This window comes from Allobosea sp. 47.2.35, from assembly GCF_024655635.1.
GTDB lineage: Bacteria > Pseudomonadota > Alphaproteobacteria > Rhizobiales > Beijerinckiaceae > Allobosea.
The window spans coordinates 347,796-364,653 of sequence record NZ_JANLGI010000002.1; the positions used below are offsets into that span (position 1 = coordinate 347,796).

At 66.1% G+C, this 16,858-nt stretch carries 13 protein-coding genes; 7 read left to right on the forward strand and 6 right to left on the reverse strand.

What is annotated here, in order from left to right; genetic code table 11:
- Positions 1–110: 110 nt before the first annotated feature.
- Positions 111–1,472 carry a (R)-1-hydroxy-2-aminoethylphosphonate ammonia-lyase gene (gene pbfA, locus NUV79_RS04295; RefSeq protein ID WP_257731838.1) on the forward strand — a complete coding sequence of 454 codons (1,362 nt, stop codon included), beginning with the start codon at positions 111–113 and terminating at the stop codon, positions 1,470–1,472.
- A 10-nt stretch (positions 1,473–1,482) separates the two neighbouring features.
- Positions 1,483–2,493, forward strand: a complete 1,011-nt coding sequence (locus NUV79_RS04300; protein ID WP_257731839.1) for a 2-hydroxyacid dehydrogenase — start codon at positions 1,483–1,485, stop codon at positions 2,491–2,493.
- A 5-nt stretch (positions 2,494–2,498) separates the two neighbouring features.
- Here NUV79_RS04300 and purU read toward each other — a convergent pair whose 3' ends face one another.
- From purU to NUV79_RS04320, 4 genes are all read right to left on the reverse strand, one after another.
- A complete protein-coding gene (gene purU, locus NUV79_RS04305) occupies positions 2,499–3,404 on the reverse strand; it encodes a formyltetrahydrofolate deformylase (RefSeq protein WP_257731840.1) in 906 nt (301 codons plus the stop codon).
- A gap of 16 nt (positions 3,405–3,420) precedes the next feature.
- Positions 3,421–5,838, reverse strand: coding sequence for a GcvT family protein (locus NUV79_RS04310; RefSeq protein WP_257731841.1), 2,418 nt, complete (start codon positions 5,836–5,838; stop codon positions 3,421–3,423).
- Positions 5,839–5,912: 74 nt separating this feature from the next.
- Positions 5,913–6,683 (reverse strand): DeoR/GlpR family DNA-binding transcription regulator, encoded by a 771-nt coding sequence (locus tag NUV79_RS04315; protein WP_257731842.1) that lies wholly within the window; start codon positions 6,681–6,683, stop codon positions 5,913–5,915.
- Positions 6,684–6,696: 13 nt separating this feature from the next.
- A complete protein-coding gene (locus tag NUV79_RS04320) occupies positions 6,697–8,157 on the reverse strand; it encodes an NAD-dependent succinate-semialdehyde dehydrogenase (protein ID WP_257731843.1) in 1,461 nt (486 codons plus the stop codon).
- A 195-nt stretch (positions 8,158–8,352) separates the two neighbouring features.
- On the opposite strand from NUV79_RS04320, the gene NUV79_RS04325 reads away from it, so the two are divergent.
- On the forward strand, positions 8,353–9,303 hold the full coding sequence (locus NUV79_RS04325; protein WP_257731844.1) for a carbohydrate kinase family protein: 951 nt from the start codon (positions 8,353–8,355) through the stop codon (positions 9,301–9,303).
- Positions 9,304–9,324: 21 nt separating this feature from the next.
- On the opposite strand, the gene NUV79_RS04330 is transcribed toward NUV79_RS04325, so the two are convergent.
- Positions 9,325–9,906, reverse strand: a complete 582-nt coding sequence (locus NUV79_RS04330; RefSeq protein WP_257731845.1) for a hypothetical protein — start codon at positions 9,904–9,906, stop codon at positions 9,325–9,327.
- 46 nt (positions 9,907–9,952) lie between these two features.
- On the opposite strand from NUV79_RS04330, the gene NUV79_RS04335 reads away from it, so the two are divergent.
- Positions 9,953–10,402, forward strand: coding sequence for a hypothetical protein (locus NUV79_RS04335; RefSeq protein ID WP_257731846.1), 450 nt, complete (start codon positions 9,953–9,955; stop codon positions 10,400–10,402).
- Between the two features lie 79 nt (positions 10,403–10,481).
- Here NUV79_RS04335 and NUV79_RS04340 read toward each other — a convergent pair whose 3' ends face one another.
- Positions 10,482–11,168 (reverse strand): transposase, encoded by a 687-nt coding sequence (locus NUV79_RS04340; protein ID WP_257731847.1) that lies wholly within the window; start codon positions 11,166–11,168, stop codon positions 10,482–10,484.
- Positions 11,169–11,749: 581 nt separating this feature from the next.
- On the opposite strand from NUV79_RS04340, the gene NUV79_RS04345 reads away from it, so the two are divergent.
- The 3 genes from NUV79_RS04345 (at position 11,750) to NUV79_RS04355 (ending at position 16,843) form a co-directional block, all read left to right on the forward strand.
- Positions 11,750–12,598: a hypothetical protein gene (locus NUV79_RS04345; protein WP_257731848.1), complete on the forward strand. Its 849-nt coding sequence runs from the start codon at positions 11,750–11,752 to the stop codon at positions 12,596–12,598.
- A 132-nt stretch (positions 12,599–12,730) separates the two neighbouring features.
- The gene (locus NUV79_RS04350) at positions 12,731–14,734 is read left to right on the forward strand and encodes a hypothetical protein (RefSeq protein ID WP_257731849.1); all 2,004 of its coding nucleotides are present in this window, start codon (positions 12,731–12,733) and stop codon (positions 14,732–14,734) included.
- A gap of 297 nt (positions 14,735–15,031) precedes the next feature.
- Positions 15,032–16,843, forward strand: coding sequence for a type I secretion system permease/ATPase (locus tag NUV79_RS04355; RefSeq protein ID WP_374678833.1), 1,812 nt, complete (start codon positions 15,032–15,034; stop codon positions 16,841–16,843).
- Positions 16,844–16,858: the final 15 nt, after the last annotated feature.

Genomic DNA, 16,858 nt, shown 5'->3' on the forward strand with positions numbered 1-16,858 from the left:
TGGTATCGCTGAAATTTATACTTGGATATGAAATAGCGATTTTTCAGATCAATGTGGCACAGTCATTGTGACCTTCGACAGCGCTCCACCAGCGCGAACCGAGGTTTTCCATGCGCGCCGAAACCGCAGCCATCGTCCATACCGAGGGTGAATCCAACACCTCCGCGGCGCGTAGCGATTGGTCGGCCGGGATCGGCGACGCGGGAACCCGCGCGCTGCTCGCGCGCGACTCCGCCACCTTCCTTCACCAGAGCCTGTCCAGCCCCTGCCTCACCGCCATCGCCAAGGCGGAGGGCATCTGGATCGCGGATACGATGGGGCGCCGCTACATGGATTTCCATGGCAACAGCGTCCACCACATCGGCTATGGCCATCCGCGCCTGAAGGAGGCGATCAAGGCGCAACTGGACGATCTCTGCTTCGCGCCGCGCCGCTTCACCTGCGAGCCTGCGGTCGAACTGGCCGAGACGCTCGGGCGCCTGGCGCCGGGCGATCTCGGCAAAGTGCTCTTCACCACCGGCGGCTCGGATGCGATCGAGGTGGCGCTCAGGCTCGCCCGCGCCGCGACGGGCCGCTTCAAGACCCTGTCCTTCTGGGACGCCTTCCACGGTGCCGGATTCGGCGCCTCCAGCGTCGGCGGCGAAGCGACCTTCCGCTCGGGGATCGCCGGGCCGCTCCTGCCGGGCGCCGAGCATGTCGCGCCCTGGGGCACCCGCAACTGCGCCTATGGCCATGACAATCTGGAGGATTCGGCGCGCGCCTGCGCCCGCATGATCTCCTATGTGCTGGCGCGGGAGGGGGATGTCGCGGCCGTCGTCGCCGAGCCGATGCGGGCGACGCCCTATCCGCCTGCACCCGGCTTCTGGAAGAGCGTGCGCGAGGCCTGCGACCGGCACGGCACGCTCCTGATCTTCGACGAGATCCCGACCGGGCTCGGCAAGACCGGGCGCTTCTTCGCCCATGAGCATGACGAGGTGCAGCCCGACATGGTCGTGCTCGGCAAGGCGCTGGGCGGCGGCATCCTGCCGATCGCTGCGGTGGTCGCGCGGCGCGATCTCGATGTCGTCGGCGGCTATGCGATCGGCCACTACACCCATGAGAAGAACCCGGTCACCACCCGCGCTGCACTGACCACGATCAACATCATCCGCGAGGAGGGGCTGACGGAGCGCGCCGCCGAGCTCGGCGCCCATGCGATAGAGCGTTTGCGCCATTTCGGCGCGAGCAGCCCGGCGGTCGGCGACGTGCGCGGGCGTGGCCTGCTGTTCGGGGTCGAGCTGGTCTCCGATCGCGATGCCTGGACGCCCGACAATGCCCTGGCCGAGCGTGTCTATTACCGCTGCCTTGAAGCGGGCCTGAGCTTCAAGATCAGCCAGGGCAATGTGCTGACTCTGTCGCCGCCGATGGTGATCGCGCGGGCCGATCTCGAACGCGCGCTCGGCATTGTCGAGCAGGCGATCCTGGCCGGCTGAGGGGATTATGATGAAGGCTGTCCGCACCGACCGGGAACTGGAATGCCCGGAGATTGACGCCGGCTTGCGTGCGCGGGGCGTCGACCTCGTCACGCTCCCCGACGGGATTTCGGAGGAGACGCTGATGCGGGAGGTCGCCGACGCCGACCTGCTGTTGATGTGCTACACGCCGGTCACCGCGCGGGTGATCGCGGCGGCGCCTCGCCTCAAGGGCATCGTCAAATACGGCGTCGGCATCGACGCGATCGACATCCCCGCCGCGATCGCGCGCGGCATCCCGGTCGTCAATGTGCCTGAATATGCCGAGGAAACGGTCGCCGAGGGCGCTTTCGCCCTGATGATCGCGCTGGCGAAGCGCCTGCCGGAGATCGGCGGTGCCATGCAGAGTGAAGGCTGGATCTGGCCGGCGGCACACTGGATCGGCCGCGACATCTCTGGCGCGACGTTGGGACTTGTCGGCACCGGCAGGATCGGGCGCAGCATGGCGCGGATGGCGGGGCAGGGATTTCGCGCGCGCGTCCTCGGCTACGATCCGCATGTCGATGCCGTGACGATGGCAGAGGCCGGAATCGAGAAGGTCGACGACCTCCACGCGATGCTCCGGCAATGCGATCTGGTCTCGCTCCACAGCGTCCTGAACGACGCCACACGCCACATCATCGGCCGCGCCGAGCTCGCTTGCCTCAGGCCGGATGCCATCCTCGTCAATGTCTCGCGTGGCGCGCTGATTGACGAGGCGGCGCTGGTCGAGGCCGTGCTGGCGGGGAAGCTCGGCGGCGTCGGGCTCGACGTCTACAGCCAGGAGCCGCTCGCCCGCTCCGGGCACCCGCTCAGCCCGCTTTTCGGCCGCAATGACGTCATCCTGTTCCCGCACCTGACCTTCTTCACGCTCGAGGCGATGCGGCGCCTCTCCGACGACACGCTGGCGCGCTGCTTCGAGATATTGGACGGCCGGCCCGTGCAGATCCGCTCGCACGACCCGCGCCTGCGGGCGCAGACGCGGAATGTCGCCTTCGCCTGAAGGAGCTAGCGGAAGATCACCGTGCGACGGCCGGCGAGCATCACCCGGCGCTCGATATGGAGCCTCAGCGCCCGCGCCAGCACGACCGCCTCGATATCGCGCCCGGCGCTGACCAGATCGTCTGGCGCCAGCGAATGATCGGCGCGGCCGACGTCCTGATCGATGATCGGGCCTTCGTCGAGATCGGGCGTGACGTAATGCGCGGTCGCGCCGATCAGCTTCACGCCGCGATCATAGGCCTGATGATAGGGCTTGGCGCCCTTGAAGCTCGGCAGGAAGGAGTGGTGGATGTTGATCGCCCGCCCGTCCAGCGCCCGGCAGAGATCGTTCGACAGCACTTGCATGTAGCGGGCGAGCACGACCAGCGAGGAGTTCGTCTCCGCGACGATCTCGAGCAGGCGCGCCTCTTGCTCGGCCTTGGTCGCGGGCGTCACCGGGAGGTAGTGGAAGGGGATGCCGTAGCTCTTGGCCAGCGCCTCGAAATCCCGGTGATTGGAGACGATGGCGGGAATTTCGATGTTGAGATTGCCGGTCGCCTGCCGGAACAGCAGGTCGTTTAGGCAATGGCCGAAGCGAGAGACCATCAGGAGCACGCGCGCCGGGGCGGCCGCATCGACCGTATCCCAGTCCATCCGGAAGGTGCCGGCGATGCCGTCGAATTCGCGGCGGAACGCGGCCTCGTCGAAGCGTTCACCGGCCGCGAAGGCGACGCGCATGAAGAAGCGGCCGTCGCGCGGATCGCTGAACTGTGCGCTTTCGAGGATGTTGCAGCCGTGACGGTAGAGCACGCCGCTGACGGCATGGACGATGCCCGGCCGGTCCTCGCAGGACAAAGTCAGGATGCGGTCGGGCTTCTGCACCTTGAAGTCCCGGCTCAGGGCGGGGGCATGCGCGGAATGGGCTTCGGTCATGGTCTCGTCGTCTCGCTCATGCCTTGCGGTCGAGCGGCGCCGCGAGGCTGGCGCTGACCGGAACTTTGGTGCCGGCGAGGTCGATAGACCAGCTCCGCGCATCGAGCCAGCCCTGGTCGATCGGCTGATCGCTTGAGGCCCAGCCCAGTGCCACGATGCCATCGAGGCTCGCGCCGAACGCGGCCGAGGTAATCTCGCCGACCGGCTTGCCATCCGCGAGGATCGCTTCGCCGCCCCAGGCCATTTGCCCGCTCGGACGCGGCCCGACAAGAGCGATCAGGCGTTTGGTGCGCGGCGCCGCTTTGGCGGCGACGAGGGCCTCGCGGCCGAGGAAGTCGCCCTTGCCGAGCTTCACCGCGAAGCCTAGGCCCGCTTCGTAGGGATTGACGTCCGGCGTCAATTCGCGGCCCCAGGCGCGGAAGCCCTTTTCGATGCGCAGCGAGTCCACAGCGTAATAGCCGGCGTCTATCAGGCCGAGATCGGCACCGGCCTCATGTAGTGCATCATAGATCGCGGCGGTGAACTCGACGGGGGCATAAAGCTCGAACCCGTCGCCGAGATAGGAGCGGCGGCAGGCCCAGGTTGTGGCATAGCCGATCGTGATCTTGCGGATGGCATTGGCCGGGAAGTCGGCGAGGTCGAAGGAGGTCGGCGAGAGGCGGGCCAGAATCTCGGGCACCTTCGGCCCGGCAAGCGAGAGCACGGCATAGGAAGAGGTCACGTCGGTTAGCGTCACGCCTTCGGGCAATTGGCGCCTGATCCAATGCGCGTCGCGCGTCGCCTGGGCGGTGCCGGTGAGTAGCAGATAGGTATCGGGCGCGATCCGGGCGGCGGTGAGGTCGCTTTCAAACGTACCTCGGGCATTGAGCAGCGCCGTGTAGACCGAAGTGCCGACCGGCACGGCGACATCGTTGGCGGCGAGGCGCTGCAGGGCGGCCTCGGCCTGCGGTCCCTGCAGCAGGAACTTGGCGAAGCTCGACATGTCGACGAGCCCAGCCGCTTCGCGGCAGGCGCGGTGCTCGGCCGCGACGGTCTCGAACCAGTTTTGCGGCCCGAAGGAATAGCCGATCGTGCGTTCGTCCTCGGAGCGGGCGAAATAGTTCGCGCGCTCCCAGCCCATCTTCGAGCCGAAGACGGCGCCCTTCGCCGCCAGCCGGTCATATAGCGGCGAGCGCCGGAAGGGGCGGGCGGTATCGAGTTCGCGGTTCGGCCAGGGCATGGCGTAATGCAGCCCCAGCGTTTCCTTGATGCGGTCCTTCAGCCAGGCCGGGTTGTTGTTGAAATCGGCGAAGCGGCGGATGTCGACCGGCCAGAGATCGCTGGTCGCCTCGCCCTCGACGATCCATTCCGCCAGGGCCCGGCCAGCGCCACCGGCCGAGGCGATGCCCATCGAGTTGAAGCCGGCGCCGACATAGACGCCCGCCACCTCCGGCGCCTCGCCGAGCAGGAAGTTGTTGTCCGGCGTGAAGCTCTCTGGGCCGTTGAGGAAGGTCTTGATCTCGGCCGTCTCCAGCGCCGGCACGCGCTGCAGCGCGTTCTCCATCAGGATGCCGAACTGGTCCCAGTCGTCGGGCAGGAGCTGGAACTCGAACGGGTGGGGGATGCCGTCCATGCCCCAGGGCTTGGCGTCCGGCTCGAACCCGCCCATGACGAGTCCACCGACCTCCTCCTTGAAATAGATATAGCCGTCGGGATCGCGCATCACCGGCAGGTCGGGCGAGACGCCCGCGATCTTGCCGGTGACGATGTACATGTGCTCGGCCGAATGCAGCGGCACCGAGACGCCGCACATCTGGCCGATGGTGCGCGACCATTGCCCGGCGCAGATGACCAACACTTCGCATTCCACGCGGCCCTGATCGGTCTGCACCGCCTTGACCCGGCCCTTCTGCGTCTCGATTCCGGTGACGCGGATGCCTTCGCGCACTGTCGCGCCGCCGCTGCGGGCGCCGCGCGCCAAGGCCTGCGTGATGTCTGAGGGATTGGCCTTGCCGTCGCCGGGCAGCCAGACGCCGCCAATGAGGTCGTCGGTGCGCATCACCGGCCATTTATCGCCGGCCTCCTGCGGGCTGAGCTCCTCGATCTCGACGCCCTGCGCGCGCGCCGCCGAGATCGTCCGGCGCAGTTGCGTCATGCGCTCCTGCGTGCGCGCGACCGAGACCGAGCCGCAGCGCTTCCAGCCGGTGGCGAGTCCGGTCTCGTTCTCCAGCGAGGCGTAAAGCTCCGTCGAATACCGGATCAGGCGCGTCATGCTGGACTGGCTGCGGAGCTGCCCGACAAGGCCTGCCGCATGCCAGGTCGTGCCAGAGGAGAGGCGCCCCTGTTCCAGCAGCAGCACGTCGCGCCAGCCGAGCTTGGTCAGGTGATAAGCGACCGAGCAGCCGATGATGCCGCCGCCGATGATGACGACACGGGATTGGGTGGGAATGGACATGAGCGCCTCCGCGATGGAGGGCAGCTTAGCGCGTCGGATTCAGAAAACAACAAAAAACCACAAAAACGGGCAAGTCATCCGATGTGGATTCGGACCGCTTGCTCCACCAGCTTCGCGGCGAGCGGGGCAGGCGGTGCCTGATCGACCAGCAACCCGGCGCAGGGCTTGTCCCCGCCGATGCGGCTTGGCAGGACGAGCCCGAACTTGCTGTGATCCGCCATCAGGAAGCCCTGTTCCGCCGCGTTCAGCAGGGCTGTGCGGGTGGCTGCGCCGGCGCGGGTATAGTCGGTCGCGTATCCGCCCGGATCGACGCCGCCGACACTGACGAAGGCGAAATCGGCCGAAAGCCGTGCGATCGCTCGCAAGGTCTCCGGGCCGGTGGTCGCATCCTCGTTACGGTCGAACTCGCCGCCGATCAGGAAGGCGCGGGCGCCGGCCAGCCGGCTGACGAGCCGGGCATTCTCCAGCGACGTCGTATGCACGATCAGGCGCTTGCGGTCTGATCGGGCTAAGGCGCGCGCCAGTGCTTCGGTTGTCGTGCCGGAATCGAGCAGGATGGTCATGCCGTCGCCGATCAGCGAGACCGCGAGATCGGCGATCGCCTCCTTGCCGGCGCGGTTCACGGTGCGGCGGCTGGCGAAGGAGGCTTCCGACCGCTCATTGCGGATCGCCCCGCCATGGACGATCGCGAGCAGGCTCCCGGCCGACAGCGCCTTGAGATCGCGCCTCACCGTCTCGCGGGAGACGTCGAGCGCCTGTGCCAGCTCCTCCACCGTGACGGAGCCCGTCTCGTCGAGCTTTGCCAGGATGGCGCTGTGCCGTCGCGCTGCGATGTCGCGTGTCATGGCAGCGGGGCCGCTAGGCCGTGGCCCCGATCCCGCCGATGCAGGTGTATTTCACGTCAAGATAGTCCTGCAGGCCGTACTTCGAGCCTTCGGAGCCGAGTCCGGATTCCTTGACGCCGCCGAAGGGCGCGACCTCGGTGGTCACCAGCCCCTCGTTCACGCCGACGATGCCGTATTGCAGCGCTTCCGAGACGCGGAAGGTGCGGCCGAGATCGCGCGTATAGAAATAGCAGGCGAGCCCGTATTCGGTGTCGTTGGCGAGCCGCAGCGCCTCCGCCTCGGTCTCGAAGCGGAAGACCGGGGCGACCGGGCCGAAGATCTCCTCGCGGGCGAACTGCATCGCGCCGGTCGCGCCCGCGATCACGGTCGGCTCGTAGAAGCTCAGGCCCAGCTCCGAGCGCTTGCCGCCGGTCGCGACGGTGCCGCCCTTGGCCTTGGCGTCGGCCACCATCTCCTCGACCTTGGCGAGCGCCTTCTCGTCGATCAGCGGCCCCTGCGTCACGCCGGCCTCCAGGCCGGAGCCGAGCTTGAGCTTGCGGGTCGCGGCCGCCAGCTTCTCGACGAAGGCGTCGTAGATGCCGGCCTGAGCATAGAAGCGGTTGGTGCAGACGCAGGTCTGGCCGGAATTGCGGAACTTGGCGGCCATCGCGCCTTCGACCGCGCGATCGAGATCGGCATCGTCGAAGACGATGAAGGGCGCGTTGCCGCCGAGCTCCATCGAGACCTTCTTCACCGTCTCGGCCGCCTGCTTGAGCAGCACCTTGCCGACCGGGGTCGAGCCGGTGAAGGTGATCTTGCGCACGAGCGGATTGCCGGTGAGCTCGCCGCCGACGGTGCGGGCGTCACCCGTCACGACATTGACGACGCCGGCCGGGATGCCGGCCTTCTCGGCGAGGATGCCCCAGGCCAGTGCCGAATAGGGAGTTTGCGAGGCGGGCTTCGCGACGACGGTGCAGCCGGCCGCCAGCGCCGGGCCGATCTTGCGCGCCAGCATCGAGGAGGGGAAGTTCCAGGGCGTGATCGCGCCGACGACGCCGAGCGGCTGCTTGGTCACGATGATGCGCCGGTCGGCCCAGGGCGAGGGGATGACGTCGCCATAGACGCGCCGCGCCTCCTCGGCGAACCACAGCACATAGGCCGCGCTCATGCCGACCTCGCCCTTGGCTTCGGCCAGCGGCTTGCCCTGCTCGCGGGTCAGGAGCTCGGCGAGCGCGTCCTGATGCTTCAGGATCTCGTCGGCGAGCTTGCGCAGCAGGGCCGCGCGCTCCTGCGCCGTCTTGGCGGCCCAGGCCGGGAAGGCGGCATGCGCTGCTTCGATCGCGGCGCGCGTCTCCTCGACACCGGCCGAGGGGACTTTGCCGATCAGCTTGCCGGCGGCCGGATCGGTCACATCGATCGTCCCGCCCGAGGCCTTGTCCAGCCAGCGCCCGCCGACGAAGATCGCGTCGCGCTTGAAATCGCTCCACTGGGACATGGTTCAGCCTTTCGGAAATGCGGACAGGCAGAGCCTCGCGCCCTTGCGGTGAGCAAGGCTCGGATCGGCGAGGTTCTGCGGACAGGACGTCACCAGCCCTTTCTAGTCTGCGACCGGCGCCGTGTGAACAGCCGCGCTTCCCCACTGTTCCGGCCTGCTGTTGAATAGGCGCGCGATGACGATGAACGAAGGCCGATGGGTATGATTCTGGTCTGTGGTGAGGCGCTGGTCGATCTGTTTGCCGGTGCCGGCGAGGGCAGCGAGAGGCCGGCACGGATCGTGGCCGGTGGCTCGCCCTTCAATGTCGCGATCGGGCTGGCACGCCTTGGCGTCGAATCGGCTTTCCTCGGCGGCGTCTCTCGGGACGGCTTCGGCAGCATTCTCGCCGACCTGCTGGCGCGTGAAGGGGTCAATGGCCGCTATCTCGTCCGGACGGACCGGCTCTCCACGATCTCGGTCGTGGCGACCGGCAAGGACGGCCATCCGAGCTATTCCTTCCACGGCGAAGGCGCCGCCGATCGCTCGCTCGTTCCCGCCGATTTGCCGCCGGTCCTGCCCGATGCGGTTCGGGCTCTGACTTTCGGCTCTTATACGATGGCGGTGGAGCCGGTCGGCTCGACTTATGCGCTTCTGGCCGAGCGGGAGCGGGGCCGGCGCGTCATCAGCGTCGACCCCAACCTGCGTCCCACGGTGATCGGCGACATGGCGCGCTGGCATGGCGCCGCCGAGCGCTTCTATCGCGCGGCGACGCTGATCAAGGCCAGCGACGAGGATATCCGCATCGCCTGGGGCGGGCAGCTCACGATCGCAGAGGCGGCCAGTTACTGGCTCGACCTGGGCGCGCAGCTCGTCGTCGTCACGCAGGGCGGGCAGGGCGCCACGGCCTATTCCGCGGCCGGCCAGGTTGCGGTGCCCGGCCACAAGGTCGCCGTGCAGGACACCGTGGGCGCGGGCGATACCTTCCATGCTGCGCTGCTCGCGCGCCTGGCCCATACCGGCCGGCTCGAACCGGGCGCGATCGCGACCCTCGACCGGGAGGCGCTGGCCGGGTTGCTCGCCTATGCCATGGCTGCCGCGGCGATCACGGTGACGCGGCGAGGGGCCGATCTTCCGACGGCGGCCGAGGTCGAGGCCGCCCTTCGCTAGCGAGACTGCCGGAGGCGGCGGCTACTTGTCCGGCGGGGCCATGGCGGCTTCAAGGAGCGGCATCACATCCCAGATCCGGCGGTTGAGCGCGTGAAGCTCCTGGATCGTGCGCGCGATCTCCTCCAACCGGGCGTCATCGACAGCCTTGCGGATGCCGAAGCGCAGGTTCCCCCGGCTCTCCTCCACCTTCATGTGCTGCGTATGGGTGATCTCGCCGTCGGCATCGATGACGAAGGTGGCGTGGCTGAGATCGTTGCGCAGCCGCGTGGCGGCCGAGAAGCGCTCGACGATGTCGTTGATCTCGTTGCGCAGCGCCTTGTCGAGCGGCGCGATCTTGGTGAGGCGCTGTACGAGGTCGAGGCGCGCGCGCGTCGTGTTCAGCGTGGCGAAGACGATGGCGGCGGCGCGCTCATCCGTGCCGAGCAGCAGCATCAGCAGGTAGATGAACAGGCTCTCGTCGTTCGACCACGCAAGATTCAGGTCGCCTACCAGGTTCATGAAGGCTAGCCTGCGCTCGGAGGAGCGCCGCGCCGAGACGATGGTCAGCGCGTCGAAATCCGGGCGGGGTGGCAGGGCCGAGTATCCCTTGGCGGGCCTGCGCATGAACTCCCCCTTCTCACGGCGAGATTTCGGATCGGGCGGGGGCGACATGTTCGAGCTGGTCAAGATGCGCAGGGCAAGAAGACTGGCTCACGCCACGCTCGAGCCATTCCTGCATAGGGGGGCGAGCGGCAGCGACGGCTTGCAGGCGGGTGACTGGCTTCATCCGCAGATCATCGGCTTCCTCGCGACGCTTGTCACGCTGCTCGCGCAGCGCGCCTGCGGTCCGATGCGCGACCACACGCTCGCGGCCGTGCAGTCGGACGTTCTCAATGCCGTGACGGGCATCGGCCCGGAGCTGATCGGGGAAGAGATCTGCCTGTGGAGCAGCCGCGGCGACCCTGCCTTCACTGCCGGCGTCGTTGGCGCAGCCGCTTTTCTGGAGGCGATGTCGGGCATTGGCGAGACGGATGGCGCCGAAACGGCCGACGCGACGCTGATCCTGCTTTGGGATGAGCATGTCGGGCACCTGCTCGCGCGTTCGCAGGGCAGGCTCTAGCGCCTTCGGTTGGGAGGGATGAGGTTCACGTGGGGTTGATGCGGCGGGCGTAGGCGTGTGGGGCTGTCCACCCGATGAGCTAGAGCCGGGCATCGTTCTGCTGGCAGCGTTCCAGGGGCTGTTCCGGTTCGTCGAACAGGCTCAGCTGGAGCTGTTGCTCTCCGGTACTGCTGTGGCTTTGAGGCAGCGAGCCTGAGGGGCGCGACAGCAGGCGATGAAGTGCGTCGAGGAAGGCGCTGTCGCTGCAGGGTGAGGCCAGATTGTCGAGAGCGCCGAGGAAACGCTCGTAGCGCGCCCTGTAGACCGCCTGTCCCGGTTGGGGAGGAGAGGTGGCCTCCGGAAGCGGCGCCCGGATTTCGATGGGCGGGCGGGCTTCACGGGGAAGGGGCTCTGCCTGCTCCTCGCTTGCCGCCATCCCCGCCGTGATCTTGCCTTTCAGATGCCAGGCCGTCCTGACGGATATGCCGAGAATCTGCCCCAGCTTCTGTGAACTCAGGCGCTGGCGGCTCGACATCAGCAGGTAGAGGCCCTGCAACCAGACATGCAGCGGAACGTGACTGTTCTGGAAGATCGTGCCGTGCCTCACCGTGAAGGGCTTGCGGCAGGCGTAACACTTCCAGGTGCCGATCGAACTGCTGAGCCCGCTAAGCCGGCCGATCCGTGACCTTTCCTCACAATGAGGGCAAACCGGTCCGTCCCGCCAGACCAGCGCCTCGAGCGAGAGAAAGGCGGATCGTTCGTCGTGCAGGCGGACGGCGTACGGCATAGCCAGCCTCCGGCGCCAGTGAAGCTGTCCTTGGGTCGCTAAAAGTCAACAATCCGTTAACGCAGGGTAATTATTCAGCACGTTGACGCTTCTGGTGCGTCATGGCTCTTTATAGCAACGGATTGCCCCCGGGGGAACAAAAATCACCCAAGGCGCCGCAGATTAAGCTCTGAAATCGAGAATTCGTTGTGAAATTTTCTACGCAACAAGCGTTGGTTGCGAAGATTTTCTGTTTCAAATTTTCAAATATTAATGAAAGTTAACTCATGTATATGCCATGAGTTCTATAATTTTGCTTTCTATTCCGAAGAGGATGATCAGAATAGTAATAACGCGTAGCGCCTCGATCGGAATGAATATTCCGCAACCGTCACTCAGGAGGCAGGCCGATGATTTAGCAACTCGTCCACCCGGACTTGATGTCCGGAACAGGCAGGACGCTTCGCTGAACAGGCGAAGTGAAAGCCGGACAGATCATGGCGTTTTCATTCAATCGACATCGTTTGTAGCGGGACGCGCAGCGCAGAAGAGAGGCGCGGGACCGAAAAGCAGCGATGTCTCCTGAAAAACAGGAGCGTGTCATGGGTAGCCCGCAGCATCATTCGAAGCCCCCGAAGCATGACGACAACCAGGCCCAGGCTCAGGGTCAGCTTCAGGGTCAGGCCGAACTCCAGGCCCAGTTGCAAGGCCAGGGTCAGGGTCAGGGACAAGGCCAGGGCCAGGGACAAGGCCAGGGTCAGCACCAGGGTCAGTCGCAGTATGCCGGCCAGTATGCCGGGCAGGCCGTCGAAACCGACGTCTGGAATGCCAATGGTAACCTCAACGGTAACGCCAACGGCAATCTCAACGCCAACGGCAACCTGAACGGCAACGTCAATTACAATGACAATTACCTCGGCAACGAGGTCAACAATGCCGTCAACAACTGCGTGAATGTCGACGTCAAGGTCGACCTCGACCTCGAAGGCTCGCTCGCCAAGCCGGCCGATCCTGACGCGATCGACATCGACTCGATCTGTGGGATCGAGGAAGCGATCATCATGCCGGACGTGGTCAACCAGACCGTCGATTGCGGCAACAACTTCAATATCGATCAGGTCAACAACCTGACCGACAATGATACGCTCAAGAACCCGTCCGTGAACTACAATGCCGGCGGCCTGGCCGACTCGTGCTGCGACCCGTGCGGCAGCGACGCGAACTCGGTCGGCGACTTCACGATGACGGCGACCGCCACTGGCGGTACCGCAAGCGCGAACATCGGCTCGCTCTCCGGCGATGATGGCGACTTCAGCGGCGCTGGCGCAGCGACGGCGGCGGTCAGCCTCAATCAGGAGGCCTTCACTCAGTCGATCGTTCAGGGTGCGAACATCCAGTTCAACTCGATCGAGATGACGGTGGGCAGCGGGGACTCGCTCGACTCCCTGTAAGACCTGACTGGACCAGAGAACCGCGCGGGCTAGCCCCGCGCGGTTTTCTCTCTGGCTTTCCTCACATCATGCGCGAGATGCGCGTGGGCTCTTCCCGCCCGGTGCGAACCGGACGCAGTGGAGGATCGTGCCATGCATGCTGGCGGCATCACCGAGACTATCTGGCACTTCATCGGGTATCTGCATCTGGCGGATTCCGTGGCGCGCGCGCCGGTTTTCTACGAGGGCGACCCGCAGGCGCCGATTCCTCCGGAATCCAATGACCTCGCGCGCGAGCCCCTCCGCGGCCTCGCCTTCGACGAGCTCGTCTCGCTGCCGACCTCGATCCAGGAAGCCCTGACACCACGTACGTCGGACAGTCCTGAAACCGACTTGTCGCCGGCAAGCTTGAACGCGGTCGCTCGGCCTCTGCCGTCATTCCTGCCGCCGCTGAAGCCGATCCCGTTCCAGGCCGTCGATCATGGCTTCGCCATGCAAACTCAACCCCGCTTCATCACGGTCGAATACCGGGAAGGCGGTCTGGAGAACCTGATCCAGATTCGACAGGTCAATACCCAGAACGACCGCGACCTCATCACCTCGGACGACATTCTCAACGCCGACGGAACCCCCGTCATTCCCCAGGAACTGGATCTCGATGCTCGTCTGGCTGCCCTTGTCGAGCAGGCGAACGAAGTGGCGCCCGAGGGCATTCCCGACATGGCGACAGCCCTCAAGTTCGGGACCGAGAGCGCTGTCGCGCTGATTGCGGACCGCGATGCGGCTTGGGCTGAAACCGGCAGCCCTTATGCCGACGGTAGGCCGACGACGGTCGCGCCCGAAGGGCGCATCGTCGATGGCGTCGCCGGCGCGCCGGATCCCTACGCACCGACATCGGCGGATTTCGCGCCCTGGCGGCCCGTCGAAGACGAGGACGGGGCTGGAGAGCCGGTCGAAACCTCCTTGGAAGCGACGCTGGATCTCGCTAGCCCGACCGGGGGCGTGGCGACATTGGCCGAGACCGGCCTCAACGCTCAGATCAACGCCGCTGTGATCTTCGACGCCAATGAGGCCGTCGGTTCGATGATGGTCGGCGGCGACTATTTCTACTCTCGCGGCATCGTCCAGGTGAACATCCTGGTCGACAACGACCATGTCGACATCGCCGTAGCCGGCGACCTTTCTCCGCTCGCGAAGACGGCCGGGAACGAGGTCCACAACATCGCCGAGTTCATCACCCATGAATCGACGATCAGCGTTCGCGGCGCGGCGGGGACCCCGCATTGGGTTGTCGATGTCATGCCGGGCGATTTCTATGACGTGAAGTCGATCGTCCAGTTCAACGGGCTCGACGACAACGACCGGACTGTTCAGGCGGAGTCGGGGACCTATTTCGACCTCGGGACCGGCGAGAACCTGCAAATCAACCTGACCAAGATCTTCGGGGTCGACAGCTACGATATCATCATCATCGGCGGCAACTATCACCGCGCGGACTGGATCTACCAGTACAATATCGTGCTCGATCCCGACTACGCCACGCTCTACGCCACCGGCGGAGAGGACAGCGAGACGACCGTCACCACAGGCTTCAACAGCCTGATCAACCAGGCGACGATCGAGAGTTACGACGCCCCGGCCTTCAAGCCGATGCTCGATGTCCATCACGATCTGATCGGGCTTCTTGCCGGTGGCGCGACGATCCTCATCCCCAATGCCGACTGGCAGCTCTATGGCAGCGCCTCCGGCACGCTCAAGATCCTCTACGTTCCCGGCGACTACTACGACATCAACGTCATCACGCAGGTGAACGTTCTCGTCGATGGCGACCAGAGCATTCAGGCGAGCGCCGATGCGGGCACCGAGCAGGGCGTGGCGGCGGGCGCGAACAGCGCGCTCAACGAGGCCTATATCGTCGATGGCGGGCTGCTCTCGACCTCCAACTATCTCGGCGGCGAGGCCTATGAGGAGGCGGTGCTGATCCAGGTCGACATCGTCACCGACAGCGACACCGTGGCGATCCACGACACGACCACGCTGGTGCCGGAACTCGTGGCCTTCGCCGAACATGCGGCGCAGGAGCCGGAGCCCGACTGTCCGCCGGCGCAGGCCGTCGATCCCCAGCAGGATCATCTCACGTCGAGCATCATGGTTTGAAGCGCAGCAAGAGGACGGGGAAGGGGCATGAGCGAGAAGAGCGAGGCGCCACCGCCGGCCAAGCCGCTTCAAGCCGGCCTGGCTCCGGTTCATGTGCTCGGCCTGCCGCCGGCGATCGGGCTGGCGGGTTTGCGGCCGGACAGCACGGCCAACAGCAACAGCCGCGTCGCTCTCGCTCCCGTAGAACCTGCGGAGCCGCCGAAGGATGACAGTCCGCGTGCCGACGCGCGCGGCGACAACCAGCCAGCCTCCGAACCCGTCCTGCTGCGGCCAAAACCGGATGCCGAGGCGCCGAAGATGGCCGAGGACGGCGATCGCGGCGGCAAGGGCAATGGCGGCGGCGGGAACGGTGGCGGTGGTGGCGGCTCGGGGCGCGGCACGCCGATCGAGCAGCGCCTCGGCGATCGGGATTTCAAGCAGGTCCTGGGCCAGGGGCTCTCAGGCGCCCGGCACAACCTGGTGATCGTGGCGATCTTCTCGATCGTGGTGAACACGCTGGTGCTCGCCGTGCCGATCTATCTCTTTCAGATGTCGGATCGCGTGCTGACCAGCCGCAGCCTCGATACGCTCGTCATGCTGTCACTCATCGTGATGGTCGCGATCGGCGCCCATGTCCTGCTCGACATGGTGCGCCGCTTCATGCTGATGCGCGTGGCGGTCGATGTCGAAAGCCGGCTCGGTGGTCCGGTGCTCGCTGCCGCCGCCAAGGCGGCTCAGACCGGTTCCAACCGCGAGTTCCAGACGCTGGCCGATCTCCAGCAGATTCGCAGCTTCCTCACCGGTCCGGTGATCCTGACGATGCTCGATGCGCCGACGGCGCCGATCTACCTGCTGGCGGTCTACCTGATCCACCCGCATCTCGGCTACATCGTCACCGTCGCGGCGATCATTCTCTTCGTCATCGCCTATTTCAACCAGCAGTTCACCGCCGTGCCCTTCGCGCGCTCCAGCGCCTTCACGACGCGCGCGAACCTCCAGTCGGAGGCGATGTCCCGCAACGCGCAGGTCATCAACGCCATGGGCATGATCCCCGAGGGTGTGGTGATGTGGGGGCGCGAGACGGCGGAATCGCTCAAGGCGCAGGTCAGCGCGCAGGACCGCAACATCCTGATGACCGGCGTTTCCAAGTTCTTTCGCTTGGGCACGCAGGTCGCGATGCTCGGCTGGGGTGCGATGCTCTCGCTCGAAGGTCAATTGACCGGCGGCATGGTCATCGCCTCCTCGGTCGTCGCCGGCCGGGCGCTCGCGCCGATGGAAGGCACGATCGAGGGCTGGCGCAGCTTCATTCATGCGCGCGCCGCCTTCCAGCGCGTCAAGGCGCTGCTGCAGGCCTCGCCGCTCAATCTCGACCGGCTGAAGCTGCCGAGCCCCAAGGGCCGTCTCGATGTCGAGCGCATTCTCTATGTCCCGCCGCCCAACAAGAAGGTCATCCTGAACGGCATCAGCTTCAGCCTGGAGCCAGGCGACTCGCTCGCCATCGTCGGCGCCTCCGGCTGCGGGAAGTCGACGCTCGCCCGCATGCTGGTCGGCTCGATCTCGCCGACGGCCGGAACCGTCCGCCTCGACCGGATGGAGCAGCGCAACTGGGACCCGCGCCAGTTCGGCGAGAATGTCGGCTATCTCCCGCAGGACGTTCAGCTCTTCCCCGCCTCGATCAAGGCCAATATCGCCCGCATGCGCGAGGACGCCTCCGATGCCGATGTCTTCGAGGCGGCCGAGATCGCCGATATCCATGAGATGATCGCCCAGTTCACCCATGGCTACGAGACGCAGATCGGCATCGATGGCGCACCGCTCTCCGGTGGCCAGAAGCAGCGGCTCGGCTTGGCGCGGGCCTTCTATGGCAACCCCCGGCTGGTCGTGCTCGATGAGCCGAACTCCAATCTCGACGTGCTTGGCGAAGCGGCGCTCGCGCGTGCCTTTGCCCGCGCGAAGGATCGCGGCATGACCGTGATCGCGGTGACACAGCGGCCGGCCCTGCTGCGCAGCGTCGACAAGATCATGATGATCAAGGACGGCGCGGTGCAGGCCATCGGCCCCCGCGATGAGATCCTGCCGATGATCGTCGGCCAGCGCAGCATCGATGGTGGCGCGCCGCGGCCGCAATGACGCAAGCAAGGGAGT

What these genes read in the sequence shown, in the direction of transcription:
- NUV79_RS04315 (WP_257731842.1), bottom strand. Translation starts at nt 6,683, where the DNA reads ATGACACGCGACATCGCAGCGCGACGGCACAGCGCCATCCTGGCAAAG.
- NUV79_RS04320 (WP_257731843.1), bottom strand. Translation starts at nt 8,157, where the DNA reads ATGTCCCAGTGGAGCGATTTCAAGCGCGACGCGATCTTCGTCGGCGGG.
- NUV79_RS04340 (WP_257731847.1), bottom strand. Translation starts at nt 11,168, where the DNA reads ATGCCGTACGCCGTCCGCCTGCACGACGAACGATCCGCCTTTCTCTCG.
- purU (WP_257731840.1), bottom strand. Translation starts at nt 3,404, where the DNA reads ATGACCGAAGCCCATTCCGCGCATGCCCCCGCCCTGAGCCGGGACTTC.
- NUV79_RS04345 (WP_257731848.1), top strand. Translation starts at nt 11,750, where the DNA reads ATGGGTAGCCCGCAGCATCATTCGAAGCCCCCGAAGCATGACGACAAC.
- NUV79_RS04335 (WP_257731846.1), top strand. Translation starts at nt 9,953, where the DNA reads ATGTTCGAGCTGGTCAAGATGCGCAGGGCAAGAAGACTGGCTCACGCC.
- NUV79_RS04350 (WP_257731849.1), top strand. Translation starts at nt 12,731, where the DNA reads ATGCATGCTGGCGGCATCACCGAGACTATCTGGCACTTCATCGGGTAT.
- pbfA (WP_257731838.1), top strand. Translation starts at nt 111, where the DNA reads ATGCGCGCCGAAACCGCAGCCATCGTCCATACCGAGGGTGAATCCAAC.
- NUV79_RS04325 (WP_257731844.1), top strand. Translation starts at nt 8,353, where the DNA reads ATGGGTATGATTCTGGTCTGTGGTGAGGCGCTGGTCGATCTGTTTGCC.
- NUV79_RS04300 (WP_257731839.1), top strand. Translation starts at nt 1,483, where the DNA reads ATGAAGGCTGTCCGCACCGACCGGGAACTGGAATGCCCGGAGATTGAC.
- NUV79_RS04310 (WP_257731841.1), bottom strand. Translation starts at nt 5,838, where the DNA reads ATGTCCATTCCCACCCAATCCCGTGTCGTCATCATCGGCGGCGGCATC.
- NUV79_RS04330 (WP_257731845.1), bottom strand. Translation starts at nt 9,906, where the DNA reads ATGCGCAGGCCCGCCAAGGGATACTCGGCCCTGCCACCCCGCCCGGAT.
- NUV79_RS04355 (WP_374678833.1), top strand. Translation starts at nt 15,032, where the DNA reads ATGGCCGAGGACGGCGATCGCGGCGGCAAGGGCAATGGCGGCGGCGGG.